Genomic DNA, 24,553 nt, shown 5'->3' on the forward strand with positions numbered 1-24,553 from the left:
CATTTTTAACTCTCCGCCATTGCGCAGGCGGAATTTATCTTATATAGAATGGCCAGAACAGTCCGAATTTAAGGGCATGCTGTGGTCTCAAATATCTGTAAGCAGAGAAGTAATCGCTTTTCGGCCAGCCCATTGCAGCATTTTCATATTTGACAAAAATGCAAGCTCTCTTCCACTGAAGATTTAAAAAGGCATCTATGTACGGACACTGTCCCGTTTTGTAATTTTTCTGGTTAAAGAACATTCCAAGAGCAGGAGAGTAGGCCTGTGCGTAATACTTTGAATAGTAAGTTATATTAGCTCCAATCTGCACATTAAGTACATTTTTAACTGCGTAGAATTGAGCGTAATATCTTAAGTTTAATGCCAGCTTAGGCAGCGGCAAAACGTCATCATCTGATGAAATCTGGAACAAAACTTTATTGTCAAAATGGAATAATCCAAGCTTGAAATTCTTTGAGATGTAACCATTTATGACACTCATCGCGGAATTGTTCTGCTGCGGAATTCCAAGCGTGTCCAGATAAATATTTTTATTCAGAAGCGCGTATCCGAATGATGCCTCCATGTTCCAGTGAGGAATCTGCAGCACCGCTTCTATTTTAGTTTCCGATATTTTTCCAAAGTCATTATCCCACTGATAGTGATTGGAATAGTAGTGGTCATAATAATAACTTGGAGTCTTTAAAGAACTGTGAAATTTTGCAATAAAATGGATGCCGTCTTTAATTTTCCAAGAGGAAAATTTCATCATGGCGTCAACGGTGTAATTGCCTTTGTAATAGCCTGCAAAGTCAATCTTGCCAAGTGCGTTCCATAAGAAATATTTCCTGAATTTTCCCTCCGCTCCAAAGTATGCGTAAAGGTCATTTTCATTTTTATCCTTGTGACCTGTAAGGAAATAATCTTGCTGGAAACCGTACAGCTTAAGCATCTGATGTCCAATGCCTCCGTTTAAATTAGAGACTATTGCATCTTTGCTCCATGGCTGCATTTTTATGAAGAAACGGTTCTCCAGTTTTCTTACCCTTACTGAATCAAATGTTGCGGTAGGGTTGATGTAAAATTTGTTGTTGTACAGGGAGCGTCCCGTAGAATCCGTGGTTGCAATTGCGTCTGTATAACTCCTTGAATATGTGGAGAATTCTCCGTAGTGTCCAAAGTAGGTGATTGTACCTTCTCCCGCTTTTAGCGTGTCTATCTTATGACCAAGTGAATCCTTTCTTGCAAAAAGATTTATTGGCAATCCGTATGTGTGAGTAATGAAAAATGTATTTCTTCTCAAAACAGATGACGCGTCAGACAAGTAAACCGGAATTGTCTTTGCATCAACTGTGGTATCAGTTACCATTGAGATATCGGAGACTCCTCCGTTCTCATTTCTTTTTAATCTGCTGAAAATATATCCGCCCTGTGCCACATATCTTTTGCCTAGATAATTACCTGTAAGAGTGAATGTTCTAAAGTCAGTCTTTTCATTTGTCAGGATTCCGTTTGTTCCAAATCTTTGGTACATGACCTGGAAATTGAATGACGGTGTGAAGTTCTGCGTGTGCAGGAATTTAACGTTGTCTTCCTCTTTCTCTTTTGTTGCAAACTGAGTTCCCCAATATGCCAGTTCCGTATATGGCGTCTTAACATTGTAAAACGGCATTGTCTCAGGCGTATAGGTGTACGGCAGCTGAACGTCAAAGAACGGGAATACATCCACATGCTCTCTCTTAAAATAATTGAACGGCAGCGCCGCGCTTCCGGAAGTTCCTAAGTACTGGGCGTTTACATCATTTTTGTAAAACGGCAAATCAAAGAAATGATAATTAAAAGATGTGTCCAGCTTCATCAGCTCCTGGCTGTTTACGTAAGTGTTGTGCTTCCACATGAACAGCCTTGTATTAATTACACTGTCGGGAAAAACATAAGTATTTAAAACACGCGGAGTTGCGCCCAGCACGCTGTCTTTGTATGCGCGTACGCTGTCTCTGTGCATCTGCCTTTTTTCCTTTGGAGTATAGATGATTATGGAGGCTATGGAATCTGCTTTATAAATGGAGTCTATTGAGAATAACACTCTCTTTTCCAGCCCCATGCGGCGCAATGAATCCATGCTCAAGTTTAGTCCTGCAAGGGAATCCACCATCTCCTGATAATGAGTTCTTACAGAGTCCGCCGCTTTTTTTATGGTATCTTTTTGTGTCCCGACAGATATTTTTCCGCCGCCCCACGGGCGCAGCTCGTCCGGTCTGCTCCAGCTCTGAAGTGCTGCAAATGCAAGAACTGCAAATGCTGCAAGAATAAAACCGCGGCACTTCTTTAATCTGTCGCGATTACCAGAACAATATTTTTCCGTTGCGCCTCTACGCATGAATCATTATAACTTTCTTATCTTTAAGCTCTTTGAGAGTTTCCAAATGCGCCTTTTTTGTAACCCATGCAAGCGCATTCTCCAAGAGTTCAACTGCATAACCATTTTTCTGCAAATCCAGAACGGTTGCTTTTACGCAAAATTCCGTAGCAATGCCGCTCACAGCAACAAAAATTGTTCCATTGCATCCCGCCTCTTTTGCCGCCTGTTTGATAGCCTTTCCAAGAGATGTTCCGTCTGAAGAAATTGCCTCATAACCAGAGTATTGTTCCTTCTTTGGATTGCAGCCTTTGTAAAATTTATTTTTTAAGGACGGCCTGTTTTCTTTGGCTTCAACATCCTCCGCAAATGCTTTATGCACAGCACCTCCGTGAGTATTGCGCACACAATGAGGAGGCCATATTCCGCCGTTGCGCTTAAATGAACAGTGGCTTGCGGGATGATGGTCGCACACATAGAATACTTTCTGCTCCGGATGATTGTTTATGTATGCAACTGCCTTATGGACAGCATTTTCTCCGTTTCCGCATGCAAGAGACCCGTCTATAAAATCATAGAGCATATCTACAATGATGTGAACGCAAATATTCTTCTCCATACTGCTGTTGTATAATAGGGGTTAAACTTCCTGTGATTTAAAATCGTTAATCTCTTTTATCAAGTGGTTTACCAATCCCATCTTCAAATCATAAAGTTCATTTGAGATGTCAACCTTGTAAAAATGAGGGTTAATCAGACGGCGCTCAGTTGGGTTAAAGCTGGAAAGGTTTGAGAGATAATAGGCTCTTTTTTCAGAGACCGGAATATCTTCATAGCAAATCTTGCCGTTTTTAATCATCTGTGTCTGAAGCATCTTGGAGGTATAACTTCCTTTTGCAAACTTCTTCTGCTGCGTCTCATCAAACTCAGCCTGGATTGGAATTTCCTCTCCAGCCTCTATAAGTTTGGTGGTATTGTCTCCTCTCAGACATGTGATGTCTGCTTTAAACAATCCGCGCTGCATAATTCTATAGGTAACCTGGAATCCCGGGTTAATCAGTTTGACCTTGTCTTCCGATCTTTTTAGAACAGGCTGATTGTCAACCTGTACAAGCTTGTAAACATTTCCAAAGCAAGGATTGTGCTTGCTGGTCGCAATTGCATCTCCAACTCCGTAAGAGTCTATGCATGCGCCCTGCTGCTCCAGCTCCGCAATTAAATATTCATCCAATGCGTTGGTAGCAAATATTTTACATTTCTTAAATCCCGCCTTGTCCAGGACGTCTCTGCACTTGCGGCTCAGATAGGCCAAGTCTCCGCTGTCCAGGCGGATGCCGTAACCGTGTGGGAATGAATCATCTATTCCGCAATCTTTATATGCGCGGATGGCATTCTTAAGACCGCAGTTGATAGTGTCATAGGTGTCTATAAGAAGAATCAAAGGCTCATTCATGTGGGTCTTGATGTATGATGTAAACGCTTTATATTCACCCGCTATGGTGCAGCCGAACGAGGTTACAAAACTGTGGGCCATTGTGCCTGATGCCGGCGTATCAAAAATCTCTGATGTAAGCACGTTGGAAGAGTTTGCACAGCCTCCAATATATGCCGCCTTTGCTCCATAAGTTGCCGCCCACGGACCGTGCGCCCTGCGGCTGCCAAACTCGCTGACCGGTTTTGTAGTGCTTCTGCATACGCGGCTTGCTTTTGTGGCAATTGCCATCTGGTGGTTCATAATGCAAAGAAGCGGCGTTTCAAGCACCTGTGCCTCAATTATAGGGGCCTGCACCGTAATAATCGGCTCCCTTGGAAATGCAATCTCCCCCTCTTTCATGGCATAAACGTTCCCCGTAAACTTCATATTTGCAGCAAATTCCCTAAATTCTTTATAATCAGGACCGGGAAGGAATTTCTCAAAGAACTCCGGAGTCTTGCTCCCAAGGCTCTCAATCATCTCCATAGCCTCTTTTGTCCCTGACACTACCGCCCAGTTGTTATTATCGGGAGCTTTGCGGAAGAAAATATTAAAGTAGGCCATCTTATCCTGCATGCCGCAATCCAGGAAGGATTTGCCCATTGTGTACTGATACTTGTCTGAACAATAACAGATGTCCTCCATTATTGCGTTGCTATTTTTTTTGTTTTGGTTCATTTCAAAAATGTTAATTCTCCCCAAAGGTACAATTTATTCAGATTGAAAAGGTATTTTTCTGTTTTTATGGCTTTTTCATTAAATTTGCCAAATACGTAAAAGTACATTAAACCTACAATTATCATTTATGAAACAGTTAGAAGATTTATTTGAACAATATACTCATAAACAGGCTGTTGAGGATGTGGAGCTTCCCTCTTCCGGGAGCAACAGACGCTATTTCCGGCTAAGTTCCGGGACTACAACTGCGATTGGCGCAAAGGGAACCTCAGTGGAGGAAAATATAGCCTTTATGGAGCTTGCAAAGCACTTCAAGAAGGCAGGGCTTAATGTTCCGGAGCTGTACTGCGCCTCAAAAGACAATGTTTACTATTTGCAGGAGGACCTTGGGGATGAGACCCTGTTTAATGCAATTTCTGAAGGTCGCGACAGAGGTCATTATAATGGCAAGGAGACAGAGCTGATAAAGAAGACTATAGCGCTTTTGCCAAAGTTTCAATTTGAGGGGGGCAAGGGTTTGAACTGGAATGTCTGCTATCCGCAGCCCGCTTTTGATGAGCGCAACGTTTGGTTTGACCTCAACTATTTCAAATACAGTTTTCTCAAGACTACCGGCATGGATTTTAGCGAGATTAAACTCTATGACGATATGCAGAAAATGTCAGATGACCTTACGAAAGTCGGGGGCGGCTTTGACACTTTCATGTATAGGGATTTCCAGGCCAGAAATATAATGCTTAAGGACGGAGAGCCGTATTTTATAGATTTCCAGGGAGGAAGAAAGGGACCGTTCTATTATGACCTTGCTTCATTTGTATGGCAGGCCAGAGCCAATTATTCAGATGAACTTAAAGAGGAGTTGATTGAGGAGTACAGAGAGGGGCTTAAACAATATGCGGACATTCCTAAAGATGAGTTTGACAAGAACTTGAGGCTTTTTGTATTGTTCCGCACTTTACAAGTACTTGGAGCTTACGGCTTCAGAGGATATTTTGAGAAGAAGCCTCATTTTTTGCAGAGCGTGCCTTTTGCTATAGATAACCTTAGAAAGCTGATAGTTAAACCTTTCTATGAATATCCGTATATGCAGGAAATTTTGGAGAAGCTTACAAAGATGAGGCAGCTGCAGGATTTGAGAAGAGATACAAGACTTGTTGTCCATATATTCAGCTTTGCATATAAAAAGGGTATTCCGCAGGATGACAGCGGCAACGGAGGAGGCTATGTGTTTGATTGCAGGGCGGTTGAGAACCCCGGAAAGTATGAGCATTTTAGACAATTTAACGGATTGGATAAAGAGGTTGAGAAGTTTCTGGAGGATGAGGGGAGCGTTACAAAGTTTCTGGGCAATGTGTATGACCTTGTAGATTCTCACGTTAAGAAGTTTATGGAGAGGAAGTTTACCCACATGATGGTTAGCTTTGGATGCACTGGCGGCCAGCACAGGTCTGTATATTGTGCGCAGCATCTTGCAATGCATATCTCTAAAAAGTTCAATGTCAAGGTTATAGTTACGCACAGAGAAATTGATGTTGAACAGGAATTGTAAATGTTAAACGTTTAGAAAATCTGTCGGGAGCTTAAAAAATAGCAATGAAGGTACTGATATTTGCAGCGGGACTGGGAACAAGGCTGAGGCCGCTTACTGATACTAAGCCAAAGGCTTTGATTGAGGTTGGAGGGAAACCGCTTCTGGAATGGCTGATTCTTAAGCTGAAAGGGGAAGGGTTTGATGATATTGTGATTAACGTCCATTATCTGGGAGAGCAAATTGTAGATTTTGTAAAGGAGAAGAAAAACTTCGGGGTAAAAATTGAGTTTTCTGATGAGTCTGACTTGCTGAGAGATACGGGCGGAGGAATAAAACATGCGGAGAGGCTTCTGAATGACGGGGAGCCTTTTCTTGTTCATAATGTGGACATTGTTTCCAACTTGAACCTGAGGAGTTTGTATGATGACTGCGCTGCCGGAATGGACGGGGAGGATTGCTGCCATTGCGGATGTGATGCCGGGGCGGTGCATGAAATTTTAGCCTCCCTGATAGTCAGCAAAAGAGATAGTGACAGAAGGCTTCTTTTTGACAGCGGAAATAATCTTGAGGCTTGGGAAAATCTTAAGACTGGAGAGGTGAAATCTCCTTTTCCCGAACTTGCGGCGGAGAAGGCCGGTTCTTTGAGAACCAGAGAGTTAAAGCCTTATGCCTTTGCCGGAATACATGTTATATCTCCTAAAATTTTTGAACTTATGAAGAGCTTGCCGGAGAAGTTCCCGATAGTTGATTTCTATCTTTCTCAGGCGGATAAGTATAGAATTAAGGGGGAGTACAAAGAGGATTTGCAGCTGGTGGATGTTGGAAGGGTTGAGCATATTGAGGCGGCAGCCGAATTGCTGCGGCTAACGCAGGGTAATTAACTATGATTAATGAGCTAAAGCTGCTTAAAAGATATTGATGTGATGAAAAAGATACCGAGTTTTACAATTAACCATCTTAAACTTTTGCGCGGCATTTATGTTTCCCGCAAGGACAAAGTTGGCAATGAGATTGTTACAACGTTTGATGTAAGAATGACGGAGCCAAACAGAATGCCTGCAATGGGAATGGGGGCGATGCATACGATAGAACATCTTGCCGCAACTTATATCCGCAATGACAAAGAGTGGAAGGATAAAATTCTGTATTGGGGACCAATGGGCTGCTGTACGGGATTTTACTTTTTAGCCAAGGGAGACTGGGAGTCTGCCGACATTGTGGATTTGATGAAGCGGACGTTTAAGTTTGTAGGAGATTTTAAGGGAGAGGTGCCCGGCGCCGCTCCAAGAGATTGCGGCAATTATTTGCTGCATGATTTACCAATGGCAAAATTTGAAGCTAAGAGATATCTCTCTGAAGTTCTTAATGTTATAGAGAAGAAGAATCTTGTTTATCCTAAATAATAAAATGAATATTTTAACAGACACAGTCACTCTAAAGCAGGTGGAAGATATTGTCTTCCGCAAAGGTCAGATTCAAGTAGCGCCACTGACAGTTAAGAAGATAGAAGCTTGCTACGAATTCCTTAAAAAGTTTGAGAAAAATAAAATCATCTACGGCATCAATACCGGATTTGGTCCGATGGCCCAGTGGAGGATAGATGACAGCCAGCTTAAGCAGCTGCAGTACAATATTATACGCAGCCACTCAACAGGTGCCGGGAAACCGCTTGACCCTCTTTATGTTAGAGCCGCTTTGCTTGCAAGGCTTGGAACTTTTTTGCAGGCGCGTTCCGGCGTGCATAAAGATTTGGTGAAGCTGATTGTGGATTTTATTAATCTGGACATTTGTCCTATGATTCCGGAGCACGGAAGCGTTGGAGCAAGCGGGGATTTGGTTCAGCTTGCGCATATTGCGCTCTGCCTGATAGGAGAGGGTGAAGTTTTCTACAAAGGGAAAATGCAGCCTACTGCAAATGTCTTAAAGGAGAATAAATTAAAGCCGTTTGAGGTTCATATAAGAGAGGGGCTTTCCGTTACCAACGGAACATCCATGATGACCGGAATAGGACTTGTAAACTTGCTCCGCGCAAAGAAACTTCTAAGCTGGGGCATTCTTACATCAGTGATGGTCAATGAGATAACAAGCTCTTATGATGATTTTATGTCTGATGCTCTGAACAGAACAAAGAGACATGACGGGCAGATTCAAGTTGCCGCTCAGATGAGAAAAATTGCACAGGGGAGCAAGTGTCTTCAGAAGAGAGAGACTGAGTTATTCCATGCGCATACGGAAGAAATCTTCCAGAAAAAAGTTCAGTCATATTACTCTTTGCGCTGCGTGCCTCAAGTGCTGGGACCTGTATATGAGGAGGTTGAGAATGCGGAACGCGTGCTGATGGAGGAGCTTAATTCTGCCTGCGATAATCCTATCGTTGATCCAAAAACAAAGAATGTTTATCACGGCGGAAACTTCCATGGTGATTACATCTCCTATGAAATGGATAAGTTGAAGATTGCAATGACCAAGCAGATAATGCTTTGCGAGAGGCAGATGAATTATTTGTTTCACGATAGAATCAACGGAATCCTTCCTCCGTTTGTAAATCTTGGAAAGCTGGGATTGAATTACGGATTGCAGGCTTCTCAGTTTACTGCTACTTCCACAACTGCGGAGTGTCAGACTTTATCAATGCCTATGTGTGTTCACAGTATTCCTAACAATAATGATAATCAGGATGTTGTAAGCATGGGAACAAATTCTGCTGAAATTGCCGCGCGCGTAATTGAGAATGGATATCAGGTTATGGCAATTCATGTTATGGCAATTATTCAGGCGATAGATTATCTTAAAATTCAGAGGAAACTTGCGCCAAAAACTTTGGCTATTTATAAAGAGGCAAGAAAAATATGTCCCGTATTTATAGAAGATACTCCTAAGTACGATGATATAAATAACATTGAGAACTATTTGAAAAATAAACAATTATAGGCCATGCTTGATGAATTTTGCCGTTAATGCAGCGGCAAAATAATGCTTGGCTGAGATGGAGGATTAGATATGAAATACGCATTGGTTACCGGCGGTTCCCGCGGAATAGGCAGCGCAGTTTGCAAGGCTCTTGCTAAAGATGGTTATCCTGTGATAATTAATTACGTGAGCAGAGAAGACGCGGCGCTGGAGACAAAAAAGGCAATTGAAGAGGCGGGTGGAAAAGCTGAGCTGCTGCAGTTTAACGTTGCTGATTTGAAGAGCGTAGATGCTGCCATAACTGCCTGGTCATCAGCTCATCCTGAAGATTATATTGCCGTGCTTGTGAACAATGCGGGGATTAGAAAAGATACCCTTATGATGTGGATGGAGGATGAAGATTGGAGCAGCGTTATCAATACTCATCTTAACGGATTTTTCTATGTTACCAGAAAAGTCCAGGGAGATATGCTTAAGAAAAAGTGGGGAAGAATCATAAGCGTTGCATCTCTGTCGGGAATAAAAGGGATGCCCGGACAGACAAATTATTCCGCTGCAAAGGGAGGCATCATAGCGGCCACAAAGGCTCTGGCCCTGGAGGTTGCAAAGAGGGGAGTTACGGTAAATGCTGTTGCTCCGGGTTTTGTGGAGACTGACATGACCAAGGAGCTGGATGAGGAGACCCTTAAGAAAACTATTCCTGCGGGACGTTTTGGAAAGGCGGAGGAAGTGGCTGATTTAGTGGCGTTTCTGGTATCGGATAAGGCTGCGTATATAACCGGACAAGTGATTGAAATTAACGGAGGTCTTAATACGTAATTTACTTTAACGGCAGAGAGAATTAATGGCGTAAAAATTAATGGAAGAGAAAATTAAATGGTCTGGGAAAACGGAGGGCGGAGACAAGCGTCAAAACCAGCTGGAGCGCATGCTAAAACATGTACCCCTGCGGGCCGTTTATTGCGTGCTGCCGTTTTTCATCCTCTACTATTTGATTTTCAAGCGCAAACGTGCTAATGCCATTTATGATTATTTGCGTCACCGACAGAAGCTAAGCTGGTGGAAATCTGAAATTGGTACATACCGCAATCATATAATTTTTGGAAAAAATTTGCTTGACAGATTTTATGTTTTCAGCGGCGGAGCGGAAAAGTTTAAGGTCAATATGCATGGCGGCGAGTATTTTTACGGCTATGCGGAAGGGCCTGATCCTGTGATAATTGTAAGCGCGCATATTGGCAACTATGAAATCTCCGCGTATGTGTGCGGAAGAATTAAGAAACCGCTGAAGGTTGTGGCTTATGCAAATGAGACTGCTCAAATGCAAAAGTTCCGTTCAGAAGCAATGGCAAAAAATAATATCTCCATGATTCCCGTAATGGAGGATATGTCTCATATCTTTCACATTACGGATGAACTGGAGGCACACAACATGATAACGCTCCCCGCGGATAGAGTTTTTACGGGCCGGAGGATTCATGAGTATAATATTCTTGGAGCTCCCGCTCAATTCCCAATAGGTGCATACTATCTTGCCGACCGCTATAAAGCAAAGGTTGTGAGTATGTTTGTAATGCGCGGCAAAGGATTGTCTTATGATATTTATGTAGAACCGCTTACAATTGATGATTCAATAAAAGGAAAAGACGCAAGAGCCATTGCCTACGGAGACGCGTATGTTAAAAAGCTGGAGGCCATGATAAAACAGTATCCTTTGCAATGGTTTAATTTTTATGATTTTTGGGATATTGAGGAGAGCAGCAAAGAAAAATAAATTGCAGGCAAATAAAAGATTAAAAAGATATGGAAAAAATTAAGAAAACATTAGAGGAACTGGCGGAGGTAAAAGTAACTGAACTCCTTCCGCAACGTCCTCCTTTTATCATGATTGACAAGCTAATAGAGTATGATGAGAATGAAGATACGACGACTACTCTATATCATATAGTGTCTGATAATCCTTTTGTCAAGGAGGGAGTTTTTCAGCCTGCCGGCATAGTTGAGAATATGGCTCAGACTTGCGCCGCCAGAATAGGATATTATGATGTGTTGCGCAATCTGCCTGTTAGTGTGGGACTTATTGGCGGCGTTAAAAATCTTAATGTTTATCAGCTGCCAAAGGCGGGGGACGATATTACAACTCAGATTGTGGTTAAAGAGGATATGCTGGGAGTTATTCTTGCGTATGCAAAAGTACTTGACCACATGATGAATTTGCTTGCAGACTGCGAACTTAAAATAGCCCTTAAATAGCTATCCGTTATACAGTTAAAGAGACGACAAATATGCCGATAAAGAAGACGATAAAGAGGGGAACGGTAAGGTGCGGAATCCCGATGGCAAAGAGGCTTTCTGCTACCGCCGGAATTGTAGTGCGGTTCAGCGAGGTTGATTCTATGAGCATTGTGTGGCATGGAAATTATGCCATGTATTTTGAGCAGGCGCGTGAGGCTTTTGGAAAAAAATATGGGCTGGATTATATGAAGATTTACGGCAACGGTTATTATGCTCCGATAGTAAAGCTGAACTTTGAATACAAGAACATAATTAAGTACGGAGATGACGTGGAGGTTAAAATAACCTATATTCCAACTGCCTCTGCTAAAATATGTTATGAGTATCAGGTGTTTGAAAAAATAAAAGGCGGAAAGAAAATTCTGGCGGCGACCGGGGAGAGCATGCAGGTCTTTACGGATTTGAATCATAATCTTGTTTTGGAGAATCCTCCTTTTTATGAATTGTGGAAAAAGAGAGTTTTAAAGTAGTTAAAAATTTATATTGAAATTTTTGAAATGAGTGTTGTAGTAGCAGGAGATAATATCATATCGGCGCTGGGCGGAACAACGCAGGAAAATTTGGCCGCGGTTATGGCCGGCAAGAGCGGTCTGAAAAAATACGAGGGTTTCTATCCGGCTCAGAGCGAGGATATTATAGTCTCTCAAATAGCTGAGGCGCAGGATAATGATTCTATAGTCAGCAAACTGTCCCGCTTGGAAAAATATATGGCGGCTTCCGTCTTCAGGGCTGTTTCCGACCCTACGGTTGTATCCCATCCAAATACAATTTTTATCCTCTCAACAACAAAAGGAAACATTGGCCTTTTGAATGAGGATGACCCTTCTCATGACGGAAATCCGCAGCTGGATTTGTGGCACTCCGCAAAAATGGTAGCAAAATTTTTTAATAATCCCAATGTCCCGATAGTTATTTCTAATGCCTGCATTTCCGGAGTAATTGCTTCCGTTGTGGCAAAAAGAGTTATTGAGCAGGGTTTATATGACCGCGCGGTAGTGATTGGAGCAGATGAAGTTACAAGATTTGTTATTTCCGGTTTTTCCTCTTTTAAGGCACTCTCTTCTTCTCTCTGCAAACCATTTGATGCAAAGAGAAACGGACTTAATTTGGGAGAAGCTGTTGGGACAATTATTTATGAGAGAGCAGATGCGGCGGGAGGCAAACAAGTTGTGCTTGAGAGCGGCGCAATTACTGATGATGCAAATCATATTTCAGGTCCTTCCAGAACGGGAGAGGGATTGTACCGTGCGTTAACTGAGTGTATTGCGGCATCAAAAGATGCGGCTGAAAATAGAAATAAGGATTTGGCAGGGCAGTTTGCTTTTGTTAATCCTCATGGAACTGCAACTATTTATAATGACCAGATGGAGAGCGTTGCTCTTTCACGCGCCGGACTCAGCGCTATTCCGGCATTTTCATTAAAAGGTTATTATGGCCATACGCTGGGAGCTTGCGGGGTTGTTGAAACAGTTCTTTGCGCTCATTTTCTGAAGGATGGGGAGATTCCGGCTTCTTATGGTTACACAGGGCCGGGTACTGAACCGGTTCCAAATATTATTTCTGAGAGAATGAAAATTAAAGGCTCGTCATGCCTAAAATTTGCCTCAGGTTTTGGCGGATGCAACGCGGCAATAAAGCTATCATATAGAACGCTAAGTGTCAATGATATGTCTGCATCAGAGGATACTAAGTCTGTTGAAAAAGTGAGGGAGATTATAGATGGCGCAAAGTATGCAAAGGTTATTGGCGGAGTGGATAAATCTGCCGATTATGGTTTGTATATTAATAAATATGAGCATATTAGACTTAAGGGAGCTGAAGGTGGAGATGATGCCGCAAGTAATGTTGTGAAGGATGGACTGGATGTTTTTTACAGGAACAGCGGTATGGATTATCCTAAGTTCTTTAAGATGGATTTAATGTGTAAGGCTGGCATATTGCTGGTTGACAGACTTATAGGAAGTCCGGATGATGATGAAAAAACTGTCGGGAAAAATATTCAGGAGCATACCGCATTGATTTTTATGAATCGCTCTTCCTCATTGGACACGGATGTGAATTTTCAAGAGACTATAAAAAGAGATAATTTCTTCCCTTCGCCGTCATTGTTTGTCTATACCTTGCCAAATATTGCGGCTGGTGAAATTTGCATCAGATATAAGTTTTACGGGGAAAATACCACGTTTGTTAAGGAGAAATTTTCTGCAGGGAGACTGGTTACTTATATAGCGAGATTGTTCAAAGAAAATGTTACTCAGAGGGTTATTCTTGTATGGGATGAATGTACCAGAAACTATGCCGATGTTTTTGGGGCAGTTATTACGCCAAAAGAGGTGCCGGGCGGGGTTAAATTTAATCTCCAAAACCTTACTGATTTCTACATTAAATGAGTAAATTGCGCCCCTAAAACTATCAAGAAAGAGATGGAAGATTTGATTAATCAGTTGAAGGGGCAAATCATTGAGTCCCTAAATCTTGACGGAGTAAAGCCTGAGAGCATTAAGAGTGATGCTCCATTGTTTGGCGACCAGGGCTTGGGTCTTGATTCTATTGATGCTCTGGAGCTTATTGTTCTAATGGAGAAAAATTATGGGATTAAGCTAAAGGACCCTAAGATGGGCAAGCAGATTTTTTCCTCCGTTCAAACCATGGCTGAGTACGTAGAAAAAAATAGAAAATACTAATGTCCCTAAGGGTTGTCATAACGGGAGCCGGAGTTATTTCTGCTGCCGGAGCCGGGGTGGGGCGGACTAAAGACTCCCTGCTGCGAGGCTACTCTAATATGCAACCTCTCAAGTATTTAAATACTATCCATACGGATGTGCCGTGTGCTGAGGTCCCGTACAGCAATGATGAATTAAAAGATTTTTTGGGCTTGCGCGGGGATGTTTTGATTACAAGGTCTGCATTGCTGGGCATTAGCGCTGCGCGTGAGGCTTTGGAGATGGCGGGCTTAAGCAATTCTGCTATTGCCGCCTCATTCCCGGATAAAAATATAAAGGTTGCATTTCTTAACGGCACTACCGTTGGCGGCATGGATTTTAGCGAGTTATACTATCGGGATTTTCTTAATAATGACTCTAAAAATCAATTTATTCAGTTACACGGAAGCGGGACTACAACTCTATCTATTGCCGAACGTACAGATGTAGATTACTGTTACGTTGATACTTTGTCTACTGCATGCAGCGCTGCTGCAAATGCCATAACCATGGGGGCCGATTTGATTAAGTGCGGGAGAGCTGATATTGTGGTAGCAGGTGGTTGTGAGTGCATTACAAAGTATCATCTTAACGGGTTTTACTCATTGATGATACTGGATACTAAGCCGTGCCGGCCATTTAATGCTGACCGTTCCGGACTTAATCTTGGTGAGGGCGCAGGTTTTATAGTGCTTGAGAGTGAGGAGATTGCCAAGGCAAGAGGGGTAAAGCCCATTGCAGAACTAACTGGTTATTCTAATGTTTGCGATGCTTTTCATCAGACGGCAATTTCTCCGGGAGGTGACGGTGCTGTGATTGCAATGAGAAATGCTTTAAAAATGAGCGGATTGCAATCTGATCAAATAGATTATATAAATGCTCACGGTACCGGAACCGCTAATAATGATTTATCAGAGGGTACTGCAATTGATACTGTGTTTTGCGGTCATGTTCCTCCCGTTAGTTCCACAAAGGGAATGACGGGACATCCCACAAGTGCGGCTGGCGCCGTGGAGGCGGTCATTTGCCTGATTGCAATGCGGGAACACTTTATTCCTGCTAATCTGAGATTTACAGAGCAAATACCTGGTCTGAGTTTTGCTCCGGTTGCAAAAAGAATTGACAATGTTCAACTGAATAACGTGTTGTCAAATTCTTTTGGATTTGGCGGCAATGATACGTCCTTGATATTCTCAAAATATGAGGATGATTGTAAAGTTGGAGGAGCAATGTAATGGAGAGAAAAATGTACATAAACGGAGCCTCCGCAATCTCTATTCAGAAGCCTTTGACTGATGAGGGCATTTTTAATCCGATAAAATCAGACGGTAAATTTGTTAAATGTCTGGAACCTGATTATAAGGAGTTTATTGCACCTCTTGCGGCACGCAGAATGAGTCCGATAGTTAAGCGCGCAATAGCTACATCTATGCGTGCATTAAAAGAGGCAAAAGTAGATGTTCCGGATGCAATAATTAATGGAACCGGCATTGGCTGTTTTGAGGATACTGACGGATTTATTACTGGTATGCTTGATAACCATGAGACTTTGCTTAAGCCAACGATGTTTATAAATTCGACTCCAAATACTGTAAGCTCGCAGGTTGCAATTAAGCTGCGGTGTCACGGATATAACAATACCCATGTGCACAACGGAGCTGCTTTTGAGGGGGCCTTGCTGGATGGATGGATGCAGCTGCAAAATGGTGATATTAAAACTGTTTTGCTTGGAGCGGGAGATGAAAGCAATGATGATTTGTTTAAGATTTTAGGACGCCTGGGCTGTTGGAATTTTGCTTTTTGTTCAGAGGGTTCTACAAGTTTTGTGATGTCTGTTAATAAAAGCGACAGTTCTTACTGCAGCGTAGATTCTGTTGAGAGTTATTACGTTTCTGATAAATACTCAAAAGAAACAAAAGAAAAAATTCGCAGAGAGAGGATGGCAGATTTTTTGAGCAGACACGGCTTGACGTTTGAAGATATTGATGTTGTTTTTACCGGAGAGGATGGGGACCCGTCAATTGAATCTATGTATGATTTTATTCCGGCAGGAATACCCAGGGGCATATATAAGAAGTTGTGCGGGGAATATTTTACCGCTTCTGCATATGGTTTTTATGTTGTAGCAGAAATATTGAAACACAATGTGTTACCTGCACATCTGTCTTCCGATGGAAAGGAGCGGAAAGGATTAAAAAGAATTTTATTTGTGGATTCATGGATGGGGAGAAGTTATACTTTTGCCTTAATGAGCAAGGTATGACAGTGAAAAATTTGAAGGTGTTTTAATTTTTAGATAGCGGAAAATATGAGCATGCTTAAACTGATTGTGACCTCTACTGTACAAAGTACATTTCTTGTTGCCGGGCAGGTGTTCCTTAAGTTTGCCTTGCAAAAGGTTGATAAAATGGGGTTTACATGGCATTGCATTAAACAGCTTTTTTGGAATTTTCCATTTTTGCTTTGCGGTCTGTGCATGGGAGCTGCAACTGTTTTGTGGTTTTATATTCTTAGACATTTCCCTTTCAGCGCGGCATATCCGCTTATAAGCATAAGTTATGTGCTTGGAACTTTTGTCTCTTTATTTATTTTCCATGAAAATATTCCGCCAATAAGATATGTTGGTATTGCGTTAATTATTATTGGAGTTGTATTTATTGCGCAGCAGTAATTTGAATGATATATAGATTTAGCAGTTAATAAGATATGAATTTTAGAAAGATTAATTTAAGACTGATTGCGGCCTTTTTGCCTTTGGCGGCGCTTGCATTTCTGCCGCTTTCATCTGAGAAGCTGTCGGGAGCAGAACAGCCTGCGGATCCTGACAAACCAATGTATGACAAGATTATTGCTACTGCAAAAGCGGTGAATACGCTTGAATGCAATTTCTCTGAAACTAAGACAATTGCAGTGCTGGCAAACCCAATATACAGGAGCGGGAAACTTTACTATCGCAAGCCAAATAATATGAGATGGGAATACTCAAAGAAAGAATACGGAGTTTGCGGGCCCAAGGGTAATTACATGGTCAGAGATGGGAAAAGAGACAGCGGAGGAAGCAGAGCTTTTGCTATGATAAGCAGAATTACTACCTCTTTTATGAACGGGTCTCCAATTGACAGAAAGAATTTTTCTCTTAATTATCATCCCGACAGAGAGGGATTTGTTGTTGTGTTAATGCCTAAGAATCCAAAGATTAAGGCGACACTAGATTATATCATGATGCACTTTGATACGCAAAGCGGGTACATAAAATCTTTTGAGATGCATCATCAAAATGATGCAACAAAAATTACTTTCTCAAACAGACAAACTAATCAGCAGATAGATGACGATATTTTTGAATAGAATATGAAACAGGAAGAATTGTATACAATTAAAGAGTTTAAGACGGATGGCGCAACAATTTGTGCATCAGTTGTTTTTAATAAAGAACATTGGATTTATCAGGCACATTTTCCTCAGCGTCCGGTTACTCCGGGAGCAATGGTTTTACAGGTTGCGGAAGATTTGATTAGTAAGGCAATGGGGAAGCAATTTAAAATGGTTACCTCAAAAAATACAAGGTTTTTTAATGTTATTACGCCTAATGGGGAGGAGGTTTGCTTTAATATCTCTTACAAGAGATTGGCGGAGAACTGGGTTGAGATAGGGAAGAACGTTGGAATTAATGAGACAGGTCCTTCCGGAGTTTGCAGGCTTATTGATACAACTTGCGACGTATCTGACGTTTCCGGCAAAATATCCTATGCTAAAATTTCAGCAGTTTATAACTGTTACTAACAGTATTTTATTGACATAATTCAATGAATAGAGCCGATGAATTAAAAGCTTGCGTACTGCTGCCATCTTACAATAACTGTGGGACGGCTGGGCAAGTTGTTGATTCATTGGTTGAAGCGGGATATAAAGTGATTGCCGTAAATGACGGTTCAACAGATGGTACCGGAGACATTTTTATCGGACGCAAAGAAAAACTGGCCGCGCTGATTTCTTACTCTAAAAACAGAGGGAAAGGTTATGCTTTGGCATTAGGGTTAAAAAAAGCAAATGAACTTGGCTTTGCGCTTGCAATCTCTATAGATGCCGACGGACAACATACTTTGCAATGCATTGACAATATGATTAATGCAGAAGAAAATATATCTTCTGAAAATACTATTGTAATTGGCAGCCGCGGCATGAGGGGCAAAGACGGAAAGAGCAAGTTTGCAAACAACTTCTCAAATTTCTGGTTTACCGTTCAGACTGGTTTTAAACTTCCCGATACTCAAAGCGGGTGCAGAATTTACCCGGTCAAAAAACTGTCGGGAATACACTATTTTACTACAAGGTATGAATTTGAACTGGAGATACTTGTGCGTGCTGCATGGAGAGGCATGGATATTTTACCTGTGCCTATAGAGGCTGTTTATGAGCAAGTTAACAGGGTGTCTCATTTCCGTCCGGGTACAGATTTTACCCGCATTTCTGTTTTAAATATTTTTTTGACAATTTTAGCGCCAATATATGGTTACCCTAAAAAGCTGATTTACAGATGGAGAAATTCTTCTTAAAAATATATGATTTTTTTGCCCATGGCAGAAGAAAATGGGCATTTATAATCCCCGGAATCCTTGCGCTTCTTTTTGCCGGTGCGGCATGTCTCATTAACATGAATGAGGATATAGCAGGCTTCCTTCCTTACGGGAGCGGCAAAGCTCATAGGCAGAGTCAGTTCATTTACAAGAATTTAAGAATGGCTGACAAGGTGATGGTTATAATCTCCGCAGATGACTTGAGGCATTATCAGAAAACAGCAGACGATTCTTTGGCTGAGGCATTTGGTGACACTCTGACAGAAACGGATAAAAGGATAAATGTCCTTACCAGGGCTGCAGATGATTTTTCTGACCGCTATGATATGTCCGGCATTAAGGGTGTTAAAGACGCTCAGACAAGAATTGATGCCGTTGCTTATATGAATGTGACTGATTTTCTTGTTTCCAATATGCCGTATTTCCTTGAGAAAGAGGATTATGACAGAGCCGATTCCATAATTGCCGCGGGAGGAATTGCCGATATTTTGAAGGAGGACAGGAGCCAGATATTGTCACCGCAGGGGACGGTTTTGCAGCAGGGAATTGTGAGCGATCCTCTCCACTTTTCTAAACCTATTCTTGATAGGCTTGGGAAAATGGGCATGGACAGTGATTATAAAATTATTGGAGACTACCTGTTTACGGGAGATTCAACAAGGATAATAATGACTCTTACTTCTGCTTACGGGGGAAGCGAGACCAGAAGAAATAAGCAGCTTGTAAAGAGTCTGGAAAAAATAAGAGATTCTGTAACAGCTGATAATAAAGGAGTTAAAGTTGACTTTCTAGGCTCGCCAGTTATTGCAGTTACAAATTCCATTAGGATGCATAAAGATTCTGTGAGATGTTCTATGCTGGCGCTATTCCTGATAATTTTATTGCTGGGCTGGTATTTTAGAAAGTTAAAACCTATAATTTTAATTTGCATTCCTGTTGTGTTTGGTGTCTTGTTTGGCCTTGCCTGGATGGGACTCTTCCAAACCAGTGTTTCTGCAATTGCACTCTCCGCAAGTTCTGTAATTCTTGGAATTGGGGTGGATTATGCATTGGTATATTCTACACGGCTCGGATTTGTAGGAAATTCAAGGCAGGCACTGAAAGATATTGTGTCTCCGATGGTTACAGGAAATATCACAACCGTTGGCGCATTCTTCAGTTTGCTTGTTATGAGCGCAGCCGGCATGAGAGACTTTGGGTTATTTGCCGCCATTTCTTTGATAGGTGTAATACTATTTGTTGTAATATTCTTGCCGCATTGGGTTGGAGAAAAACAATACAAATCAATAGAGAGCGGCTGGATGGGAAGATGGACAAATCTGAAAATGGAGGAGAAAAATTGGATTGTCTGGGGCGTAGTTGTTGCGACAGTTATATTATTCTTCTTCTCTCAAAGAGTGAAATTTAACGGAGACTTTAACAAAATAAATTACATGACATCCCGCCAGCGCGCAGATATGGAGGAGTTTAATGCTCATACTGCAGCTGCCGGAAATGTTGCCGTTTATGCTGTAGCACAGGGCAATACAATGGATCAGGCGCTGACACAGTATGAATCACTAAAGTCTTTTGCCAATAAAGCTGTCGGGAGCAAAGTGTCATTGCAAAGCAAGGGGCTGGAAAATTTCTTGCCTTCTAGAAAGACTCAGGGTGAGAGGATTGCAATGTGGAATGAATGGGTGGATAAACACAGATCCGGCCTTAACAGTTCTTTGGAGAGTAATGCCTCTTCTGCCGGATTCAGCAAAGATGCCTTTGCGCCGTTCAGAAGAATTATGAACAAGGAGTTTCTGGTTCATGATGCCGACTTCTTTAAACCTTTGACTTCTACCTTGTTGAGCGGTTATATTCTAAAGGATACAACAGGCAAGGCGCTGATATTGACAATACTTTATACTCCGGAAAAAAATCTGCCAAAAATATATAAGATGTTTGATGCGGATAAAAATGTATCTAATCTTAAGAAGGTTGCACAGTCTGAGTCTGTCTCCGGCAAGCACCATCATGAGAGCGTAAATGAGCCATTCTTGTTTGACTCATTCTCAATGACGGATGAGATGATAGATGTTTTGCAGGGAGATTTTAACTGGGTTCTGTTCATCTGCAGTTTCTTGGTATTCGGCTTCTTATGGTGGGCGTTTGGAAGAGTTGAGACTGCATTGATTGCTTTTCTTCCAATGGTTGTGAGCTGGATATGGATTACAGGATTGATGGGTTTATTTGGCACAAGTTTTAATATAGTGAATATAATTCTGGCCACATTTATTTTTGGAATGGGGGATGATTATACAATCTTTATTGTTGACGGCTGCGCGTATGAATATGCATATAACAAGAAATTGCTGGCCTCTTACAAAACAAGTGTAACTCTCTCAGCAATAACAATGTTAATAGGCATTGGCTCCCTTGTTTTTGCGGTCCATCCTGCAATGCGTTCTCTTGGAGAAGTTGCAATAATAGGAATGATATGCGTTGTTGCAATGGCATTTGTTCTTCCTCCTCTTTTGTTCCGCTGGATTACAACTTGCAAATATGACGGTAGCCGCAGCTTAAGGTTTGCTCCTGCTAAACTTATTGACATACTGGTCTCTGCGTATTGCGCAATTGTATTTTTCTGTGTCAGTTTGTGGCTGAATATTAAGTGTATGTTTGTATCGGAGAGAGATACTTCCAAGTTGCACAAGAGTCTGCAAAACACTGCAAAATTTGTTGTAAAATACATGCCGCGTGTTGGGCATACGCTTATAAATGAGAGCAATGAAACATTTGAAAAACCTTCAGTTATTATTTGCAATCACCAGAGCCATTTGGATTTGATGTATCTGCTTCAGATTTCTCCAAAAATTATTGTGCTTACAAATCACTGGGTATGGCACTCTCCGTTCTATGGAAAAATAATTCGCAAAGCGCAGTTCATTTCTGTAGAAGACGGATTTGAAAATTGTGTTGAACCGTTGAAACAGCTTGTAGATGAAGGATATTCAATTGCAATTTTCCCGGAGGGAACGCGCAGCTCAGATTGCAGTATTCTGCCTTTCCATAACGGTGCTTTCTATCTTGCAGAAAAATTAAATCTGGATATTGTACCTATAATTTTCCATGGCATAGGACATGTTCTGCCAAAGAGAGAAATGATATTCAGAAAAGGTTCCGTTGTTACAAAGATTCTCCCAAGAATATCTTCTGAAGAGTTGAAGAACGGAATTAAATACGGAGATAAACCTTTAAGACAAGCTCAGATATTCAGACAATTGTACATAAAAGAATACAATTCAATTGTAAAAGAAAGAGAGAATTTTGCCTACTTGTATGACCGCATAAGAGGATTTTATATGTATAAAGGTGCCGATATTTTAAAGGCTGCTGATGAAGAGCTTGCAGTTCTAAAGAATTATCCGGGACATGCATGGAATTCTGCTAATGACGGTTCATTTGACGCAAAGGTTCTGGCTATTCCGCAGAACGGAACGGTATGTTATGAAGATTGCAAAATGGGTGTTGAGCCTTTGGCTGTTGCATTAATGAGGAATGACGTAAAAGTTATGATATCCGCCGATAATGATGAAGATGCAGATTTGCTGAGGGTAATATCTGAGAATTGCGGAGGCAATCTTGTTTTTGGAAAAGCATCAAAAGTGCCTGTGTCTGAAGAGGTTGTTAAGACAGATGACATGCCTGACGAGCCTGTATTATTTTAGAGATGAAAAAGATTTTTTTGATAGCGGTTCTTGCTTTATTTTTTTTACTCCCGACAGTTTCTTCTTTTGCAAGCAAAAGTTCCCTCTCTCTTGCGGATGATTCTTTGTTGGAGCACAGGGGAGTGAGGCTGTGGCCCGCTTCCAAACCGGGTGATAATACTCACAGAGTTAAGTTGTTTGCTTATATCCCAAAGAGTGCGGAATACACTGTATATAGCAATCCAAGTCCGACAACAATTTCTTCCAAGTGTCCTGCAATAATAATTTTTCCAGGAGGAAGTTATTGTTACCTGGGGATAAATGTTGAAGGGCATGATATTGCAAAATTCATGAAAAACAACGGGGTTGCCGCATTCGTATTGCGTTATCGGACAGGAATGTATGGCAATCATTATCCGGATGCTTATGAAGATTACAAGCATACCGTTGATTATATTAAGGCCGGTGTGCGCAGCGGCAAATGGAATATTGACACAACAAAGATTGGAGTTATTGGTTTTTCCGCGGGGGGACATCTTGCAGGGTGTGCGGCGCTTGACAGTAATCCTCATTACCGTCCGGCATTTGCAGGGATGATATATCCGGTGATTAGCATGAATAAGCCATGGTCAAATAAAAAATCTAGAAGGAACCTTTTGCATGGCGCAGGCTATTTGTGCAATTGGACTACAAAATGCGACGAAAAGGTCATGAATTTGTATTCACTTGAAGATCATGTATATCCAGGTATGGCTCCCGTTTTTATCATGCAATGCAAAGATGATAAGACCGTGAGCATACAAAATAGTACTATCTTTATTGAGAAGTTGCAAGAGGCAAACGTGCAGGATTGTGAGTGGCATGTTTTTGAGCGGGGGGGACACGGTTTTGGACTTAATCCCATATCTGGTTCCGATGCGGCCGGATGGAGCAATATGTTTATTAAATGGCTGAAAAAATTATGGCAGAAATAATTAAGAGTTGTCCTGTAGATTCATCCTCTAAGTTTGACGATTTGCGTCCCTATAGAGATGCTGAAATTAATGCTGCCATGAGGCGCATTGCCGCGGATAAAAAAATTCCCGGAATCATGCACTATGTTTTTGGAAAAGAGAGAGGTGCAAAGAAAATGGCTGATTTGCATAACTTTAAATCAGTGAGAGATTTCCAGGCTAATGTGATGGATGCGGCAATAAACAATATTGCAAAGAAGACCATAGACGGTTTTACGTGTGATGGTTTGGAGAAACTGGACAAAAATAAAGGATATCTATTTATTTCTAATCACAGGGATATTTTGCTGGATGCCGCGCTTTTGCAAATAGCCCTGTATTCCAACGGATTTGACACTTCTGAAATAACTTTTGGGAACAACCTTATGCAGCCCGGTCTGGTTACCGATATTGGAAAATCTAACAAGATGTTTAAGGTAATTCGCAGCGGCAATGCAAAAGATTTTTACAGGTGTTCTATGCATCTTTCTGATTATATCAGATATACGCTTACCCAAAGACATCAGTCTGTTTGGATTGCCCAGCGCAACGGCCGCACAAAAAACGGAGATGACAAAACAAGTCAGACCATCATTAAAATGTTTTCACTGTCGGGAGGAAAAATATTAAGCAAGAATCTGGAAGAGCTGAATATTGCTCCGATGTCTATTTCATATCAGTGGGAGACTTGTGACAAGATGAAGGTGAGGGAGCTTTTCTTATCTCAGAATCATCCTTACATAAAGGAGCCGGGTGAGGATATGAGAAGCATTGTGGCCGGCATTATGCAGCCAAAAGGAAAGGTCCATATTCAAATTTGCAAGCCGATTGCTCCGGAAGAGTTGGAGCCGCTTGACAATTATGACAGAAATGATGCGCTTGCCTTGCTTGCGCATATTATAGACAGAAGAATATATGATGGTTATAAGTTGTGGAATACCAACTATATAGCTTATGACATGCTTTATAATACTTTTAAGTTTACCGATAGATATACTCAGGAAGAGTACAGAAATTTTTCTGAAAGGATGCATAAAACACTTGAGCAGTGGCCGGATGAGTTGCTGCCTCTGATGGATTTGTATCTTCAGATTTACAGCAACCCGGTTGTTAACAAACTCTCCCTTGAGTAGATAGGATGAGAAATGTAGAGATGATGAGAAATGCGCCGATTTATTAAAAATATTATTGCAATATTTTTGGTTGCAGTTTGGCTTTTGCCGTCAGGTATTAAGCTGGCTGATAGCGTATTTCATGAGCATGATGATTTTATCTGCAATGCCGGAGCAAATGAGAGACATTTTCACATTTTACATGATAATTGTCTGATTCCTTTTATTGCTCAATCTGTTTGTGTTTATAATCGCTATGAACCG

Annotated in this window: 22 protein-coding genes; 19 read left to right on the top strand and 3 right to left on the bottom strand. The window is 41.5% G+C overall.

Annotated elements, in window-relative coordinates:
* Window positions 1–34 precede the first annotated feature (34 nt).
* From LKM37_06185 to LKM37_06195, 3 genes are read right to left on the bottom strand one after another with little or no spacing between them, the layout of a single operon-like run.
* Complete coding sequence (locus tag LKM37_06185; protein ID MCI1720585.1) at window positions 35–2,362, bottom strand: putative porin; 2,328 nt, start codon at window positions 2,360–2,362, stop codon at window positions 35–37.
* Entirely contained in the window at window positions 2,355–2,960 is a 606-nt protein-coding gene (locus tag LKM37_06190) for an isochorismatase family protein (protein MCI1720586.1), read from the bottom strand. The genes LKM37_06185 and LKM37_06190 overlap by 8 nt, the downstream gene beginning before the upstream one ends.
* A 21-nt stretch (window positions 2,961–2,981) precedes the next feature.
* Entirely contained in the window at window positions 2,982–4,493 is a 1,512-nt protein-coding gene (locus tag LKM37_06195; GenBank protein ID MCI1720587.1) for a nicotinate phosphoribosyltransferase, read from the bottom strand.
* 127 nt (window positions 4,494–4,620) lie between these two features.
* Here LKM37_06195 and LKM37_06200 point away from each other — a divergent pair, with 127 nt between their 5' ends.
* From LKM37_06200 to LKM37_06290, 19 genes are all read left to right on the top strand, one after another.
* Complete coding sequence (locus tag LKM37_06200; GenBank protein ID MCI1720588.1) at window positions 4,621–6,042, top strand: phosphotransferase; 1,422 nt, start codon at window positions 4,621–4,623, stop codon at window positions 6,040–6,042.
* A gap of 44 nt (window positions 6,043–6,086) precedes the next feature.
* Window positions 6,087–6,905: a nucleotidyltransferase family protein gene (locus LKM37_06205; protein MCI1720589.1), complete on the top strand. Its 819-nt coding sequence runs from the start codon at window positions 6,087–6,089 to the stop codon at window positions 6,903–6,905.
* Between the two features lie 42 nt (window positions 6,906–6,947).
* Window positions 6,948–7,427, top strand: coding sequence for an S-ribosylhomocysteine lyase (locus tag LKM37_06210; protein ID MCI1720590.1), 480 nt, complete (start codon window positions 6,948–6,950; stop codon window positions 7,425–7,427).
* 4 nt (window positions 7,428–7,431) lie between these two features.
* Window positions 7,432–8,955 carry an aromatic amino acid ammonia-lyase gene (locus LKM37_06215; protein MCI1720591.1) on the top strand — a complete coding sequence of 508 codons (1,524 nt, stop codon included), beginning with the start codon at window positions 7,432–7,434 and terminating at the stop codon, window positions 8,953–8,955.
* Between the two features lie 69 nt (window positions 8,956–9,024).
* Window positions 9,025–9,753 carry a 3-oxoacyl-ACP reductase FabG gene (fabG, locus tag LKM37_06220; GenBank protein MCI1720592.1) on the top strand — a complete coding sequence of 243 codons (729 nt, stop codon included), beginning with the start codon at window positions 9,025–9,027 and terminating at the stop codon, window positions 9,751–9,753.
* A gap of 40 nt (window positions 9,754–9,793) precedes the next feature.
* The gene (locus LKM37_06225; protein MCI1720593.1) at window positions 9,794–10,708 is read left to right on the top strand and encodes a hypothetical protein; all 915 of its coding nucleotides are present in this window, start codon (window positions 9,794–9,796) and stop codon (window positions 10,706–10,708) included.
* Window positions 10,709–10,737: 29 nt separating this feature from the next.
* The gene (locus LKM37_06230; protein ID MCI1720594.1) at window positions 10,738–11,187 is read left to right on the top strand and encodes a pseudouridylate synthase; all 450 of its coding nucleotides are present in this window, start codon (window positions 10,738–10,740) and stop codon (window positions 11,185–11,187) included.
* An 83-nt stretch (window positions 11,188–11,270) separates the two neighbouring features.
* Window positions 11,271–11,699 (top strand): acyl-CoA thioesterase, encoded by a 429-nt coding sequence (locus tag LKM37_06235; GenBank protein MCI1720595.1) that lies wholly within the window; start codon window positions 11,271–11,273, stop codon window positions 11,697–11,699.
* Between the two features lie 27 nt (window positions 11,700–11,726).
* Window positions 11,727–13,619, top strand: a complete 1,893-nt coding sequence (locus LKM37_06240; GenBank protein MCI1720596.1) for a hypothetical protein — start codon at window positions 11,727–11,729, stop codon at window positions 13,617–13,619.
* Window positions 13,620–13,652: 33 nt separating this feature from the next.
* The gene (locus LKM37_06245) at window positions 13,653–13,913 is read left to right on the top strand and encodes a phosphopantetheine-binding protein (protein MCI1720597.1); all 261 of its coding nucleotides are present in this window, start codon (window positions 13,653–13,655) and stop codon (window positions 13,911–13,913) included.
* Window positions 13,913–15,166 (top strand): beta-ketoacyl-[acyl-carrier-protein] synthase family protein, encoded by a 1,254-nt coding sequence (locus LKM37_06250; GenBank protein ID MCI1720598.1) that lies wholly within the window; start codon window positions 13,913–13,915, stop codon window positions 15,164–15,166. Before LKM37_06245 ends, LKM37_06250 begins: the two co-directional genes overlap by 1 nt.
* On the top strand, window positions 15,166–16,194 hold the full coding sequence (locus LKM37_06255; GenBank protein MCI1720599.1) for a hypothetical protein: 1,029 nt from the start codon (window positions 15,166–15,168) through the stop codon (window positions 16,192–16,194). Before LKM37_06250 ends, LKM37_06255 begins: the two co-directional genes overlap by 1 nt.
* 45 nt (window positions 16,195–16,239) lie before the next feature.
* The gene (locus tag LKM37_06260) at window positions 16,240–16,602 is read left to right on the top strand and encodes an EamA family transporter (GenBank protein MCI1720600.1); all 363 of its coding nucleotides are present in this window, start codon (window positions 16,240–16,242) and stop codon (window positions 16,600–16,602) included.
* Between the two features lie 35 nt (window positions 16,603–16,637).
* Entirely contained in the window at window positions 16,638–17,279 is a 642-nt protein-coding gene (locus LKM37_06265) for an outer membrane lipoprotein carrier protein LolA (protein ID MCI1720601.1), read from the top strand.
* A gap of 3 nt (window positions 17,280–17,282) precedes the next feature.
* The gene (locus LKM37_06270) at window positions 17,283–17,714 is read left to right on the top strand and encodes a hypothetical protein (GenBank protein MCI1720602.1); all 432 of its coding nucleotides are present in this window, start codon (window positions 17,283–17,285) and stop codon (window positions 17,712–17,714) included.
* 23 nt (window positions 17,715–17,737) lie between these two features.
* Window positions 17,738–18,487, top strand: coding sequence for a glycosyltransferase family 2 protein (locus LKM37_06275; protein ID MCI1720603.1), 750 nt, complete (start codon window positions 17,738–17,740; stop codon window positions 18,485–18,487).
* Window positions 18,469–22,206 (top strand): 1-acyl-sn-glycerol-3-phosphate acyltransferase, encoded by a 3,738-nt coding sequence (locus tag LKM37_06280; protein ID MCI1720604.1) that lies wholly within the window; start codon window positions 18,469–18,471, stop codon window positions 22,204–22,206. The genes LKM37_06275 and LKM37_06280 overlap by 19 nt, the downstream gene beginning before the upstream one ends.
* A 2-nt stretch (window positions 22,207–22,208) precedes the next feature.
* The gene (locus LKM37_06285) at window positions 22,209–23,159 is read left to right on the top strand and encodes an alpha/beta hydrolase (GenBank protein ID MCI1720605.1); all 951 of its coding nucleotides are present in this window, start codon (window positions 22,209–22,211) and stop codon (window positions 23,157–23,159) included.
* Window positions 23,147–24,310, top strand: coding sequence for an acyltransferase (locus LKM37_06290; GenBank protein MCI1720606.1), 1,164 nt, complete (start codon window positions 23,147–23,149; stop codon window positions 24,308–24,310). Before LKM37_06285 ends, LKM37_06290 begins: the two co-directional genes overlap by 13 nt.
* Window positions 24,311–24,553: the final 243 nt, after the last annotated feature.

This window comes from Bacteroidales bacterium, assembly GCA_022647615.1.
Taxonomy (GTDB): Bacteria; Bacteroidota; Bacteroidia; order Bacteroidales; family UBA932; genus Egerieousia.

Excerpts from the sequence above, each read along its gene's own strand:
- LKM37_06275 (MCI1720603.1), top strand. The coding sequence starts at position 17,738 with ATGAATAGAGCCGATGAATTAAAAGCTTGCGTACTGCTGCCATCTTAC.
- fabG (MCI1720592.1), top strand. The coding sequence starts at position 9,025 with ATGAAATACGCATTGGTTACCGGCGGTTCCCGCGGAATAGGCAGCGCA.
- LKM37_06235 (MCI1720595.1), top strand. The coding sequence starts at position 11,271 with ATGGCAAAGAGGCTTTCTGCTACCGCCGGAATTGTAGTGCGGTTCAGC.
- LKM37_06215 (MCI1720591.1), top strand. The coding sequence starts at position 7,432 with ATGAATATTTTAACAGACACAGTCACTCTAAAGCAGGTGGAAGATATT.
- LKM37_06225 (MCI1720593.1), top strand. The coding sequence starts at position 9,794 with ATGGAAGAGAAAATTAAATGGTCTGGGAAAACGGAGGGCGGAGACAAG.
- LKM37_06270 (MCI1720602.1), top strand. The coding sequence starts at position 17,283 with ATGAAACAGGAAGAATTGTATACAATTAAAGAGTTTAAGACGGATGGC.
- LKM37_06190 (MCI1720586.1), bottom strand. The coding sequence starts at position 2,960 with ATGGAGAAGAATATTTGCGTTCACATCATTGTAGATATGCTCTATGAT.
- LKM37_06185 (MCI1720585.1), bottom strand. The coding sequence starts at position 2,362 with ATGCGTAGAGGCGCAACGGAAAAATATTGTTCTGGTAATCGCGACAGA.
- LKM37_06195 (MCI1720587.1), bottom strand. The coding sequence starts at position 4,493 with ATGAACCAAAACAAAAAAAATAGCAACGCAATAATGGAGGACATCTGT.
- LKM37_06230 (MCI1720594.1), top strand. The coding sequence starts at position 10,738 with ATGGAAAAAATTAAGAAAACATTAGAGGAACTGGCGGAGGTAAAAGTA.
- LKM37_06240 (MCI1720596.1), top strand. The coding sequence starts at position 11,727 with ATGAGTGTTGTAGTAGCAGGAGATAATATCATATCGGCGCTGGGCGGA.
- LKM37_06280 (MCI1720604.1), top strand. The coding sequence starts at position 18,469 with ATGGAGAAATTCTTCTTAAAAATATATGATTTTTTTGCCCATGGCAGA.
- LKM37_06210 (MCI1720590.1), top strand. The coding sequence starts at position 6,948 with ATGAAAAAGATACCGAGTTTTACAATTAACCATCTTAAACTTTTGCGC.
- LKM37_06200 (MCI1720588.1), top strand. The coding sequence starts at position 4,621 with ATGAAACAGTTAGAAGATTTATTTGAACAATATACTCATAAACAGGCT.
- LKM37_06250 (MCI1720598.1), top strand. The coding sequence starts at position 13,913 with ATGTCCCTAAGGGTTGTCATAACGGGAGCCGGAGTTATTTCTGCTGCC.
- LKM37_06290 (MCI1720606.1), top strand. The coding sequence starts at position 23,147 with ATGGCAGAAATAATTAAGAGTTGTCCTGTAGATTCATCCTCTAAGTTT.
- LKM37_06255 (MCI1720599.1), top strand. The coding sequence starts at position 15,166 with ATGGAGAGAAAAATGTACATAAACGGAGCCTCCGCAATCTCTATTCAG.
- LKM37_06285 (MCI1720605.1), top strand. The coding sequence starts at position 22,209 with ATGAAAAAGATTTTTTTGATAGCGGTTCTTGCTTTATTTTTTTTACTC.
- LKM37_06265 (MCI1720601.1), top strand. The coding sequence starts at position 16,638 with ATGAATTTTAGAAAGATTAATTTAAGACTGATTGCGGCCTTTTTGCCT.
- LKM37_06245 (MCI1720597.1), top strand. The coding sequence starts at position 13,653 with ATGGAAGATTTGATTAATCAGTTGAAGGGGCAAATCATTGAGTCCCTA.
- LKM37_06260 (MCI1720600.1), top strand. The coding sequence starts at position 16,240 with ATGAGCATGCTTAAACTGATTGTGACCTCTACTGTACAAAGTACATTT.
- LKM37_06205 (MCI1720589.1), top strand. The coding sequence starts at position 6,087 with ATGAAGGTACTGATATTTGCAGCGGGACTGGGAACAAGGCTGAGGCCG.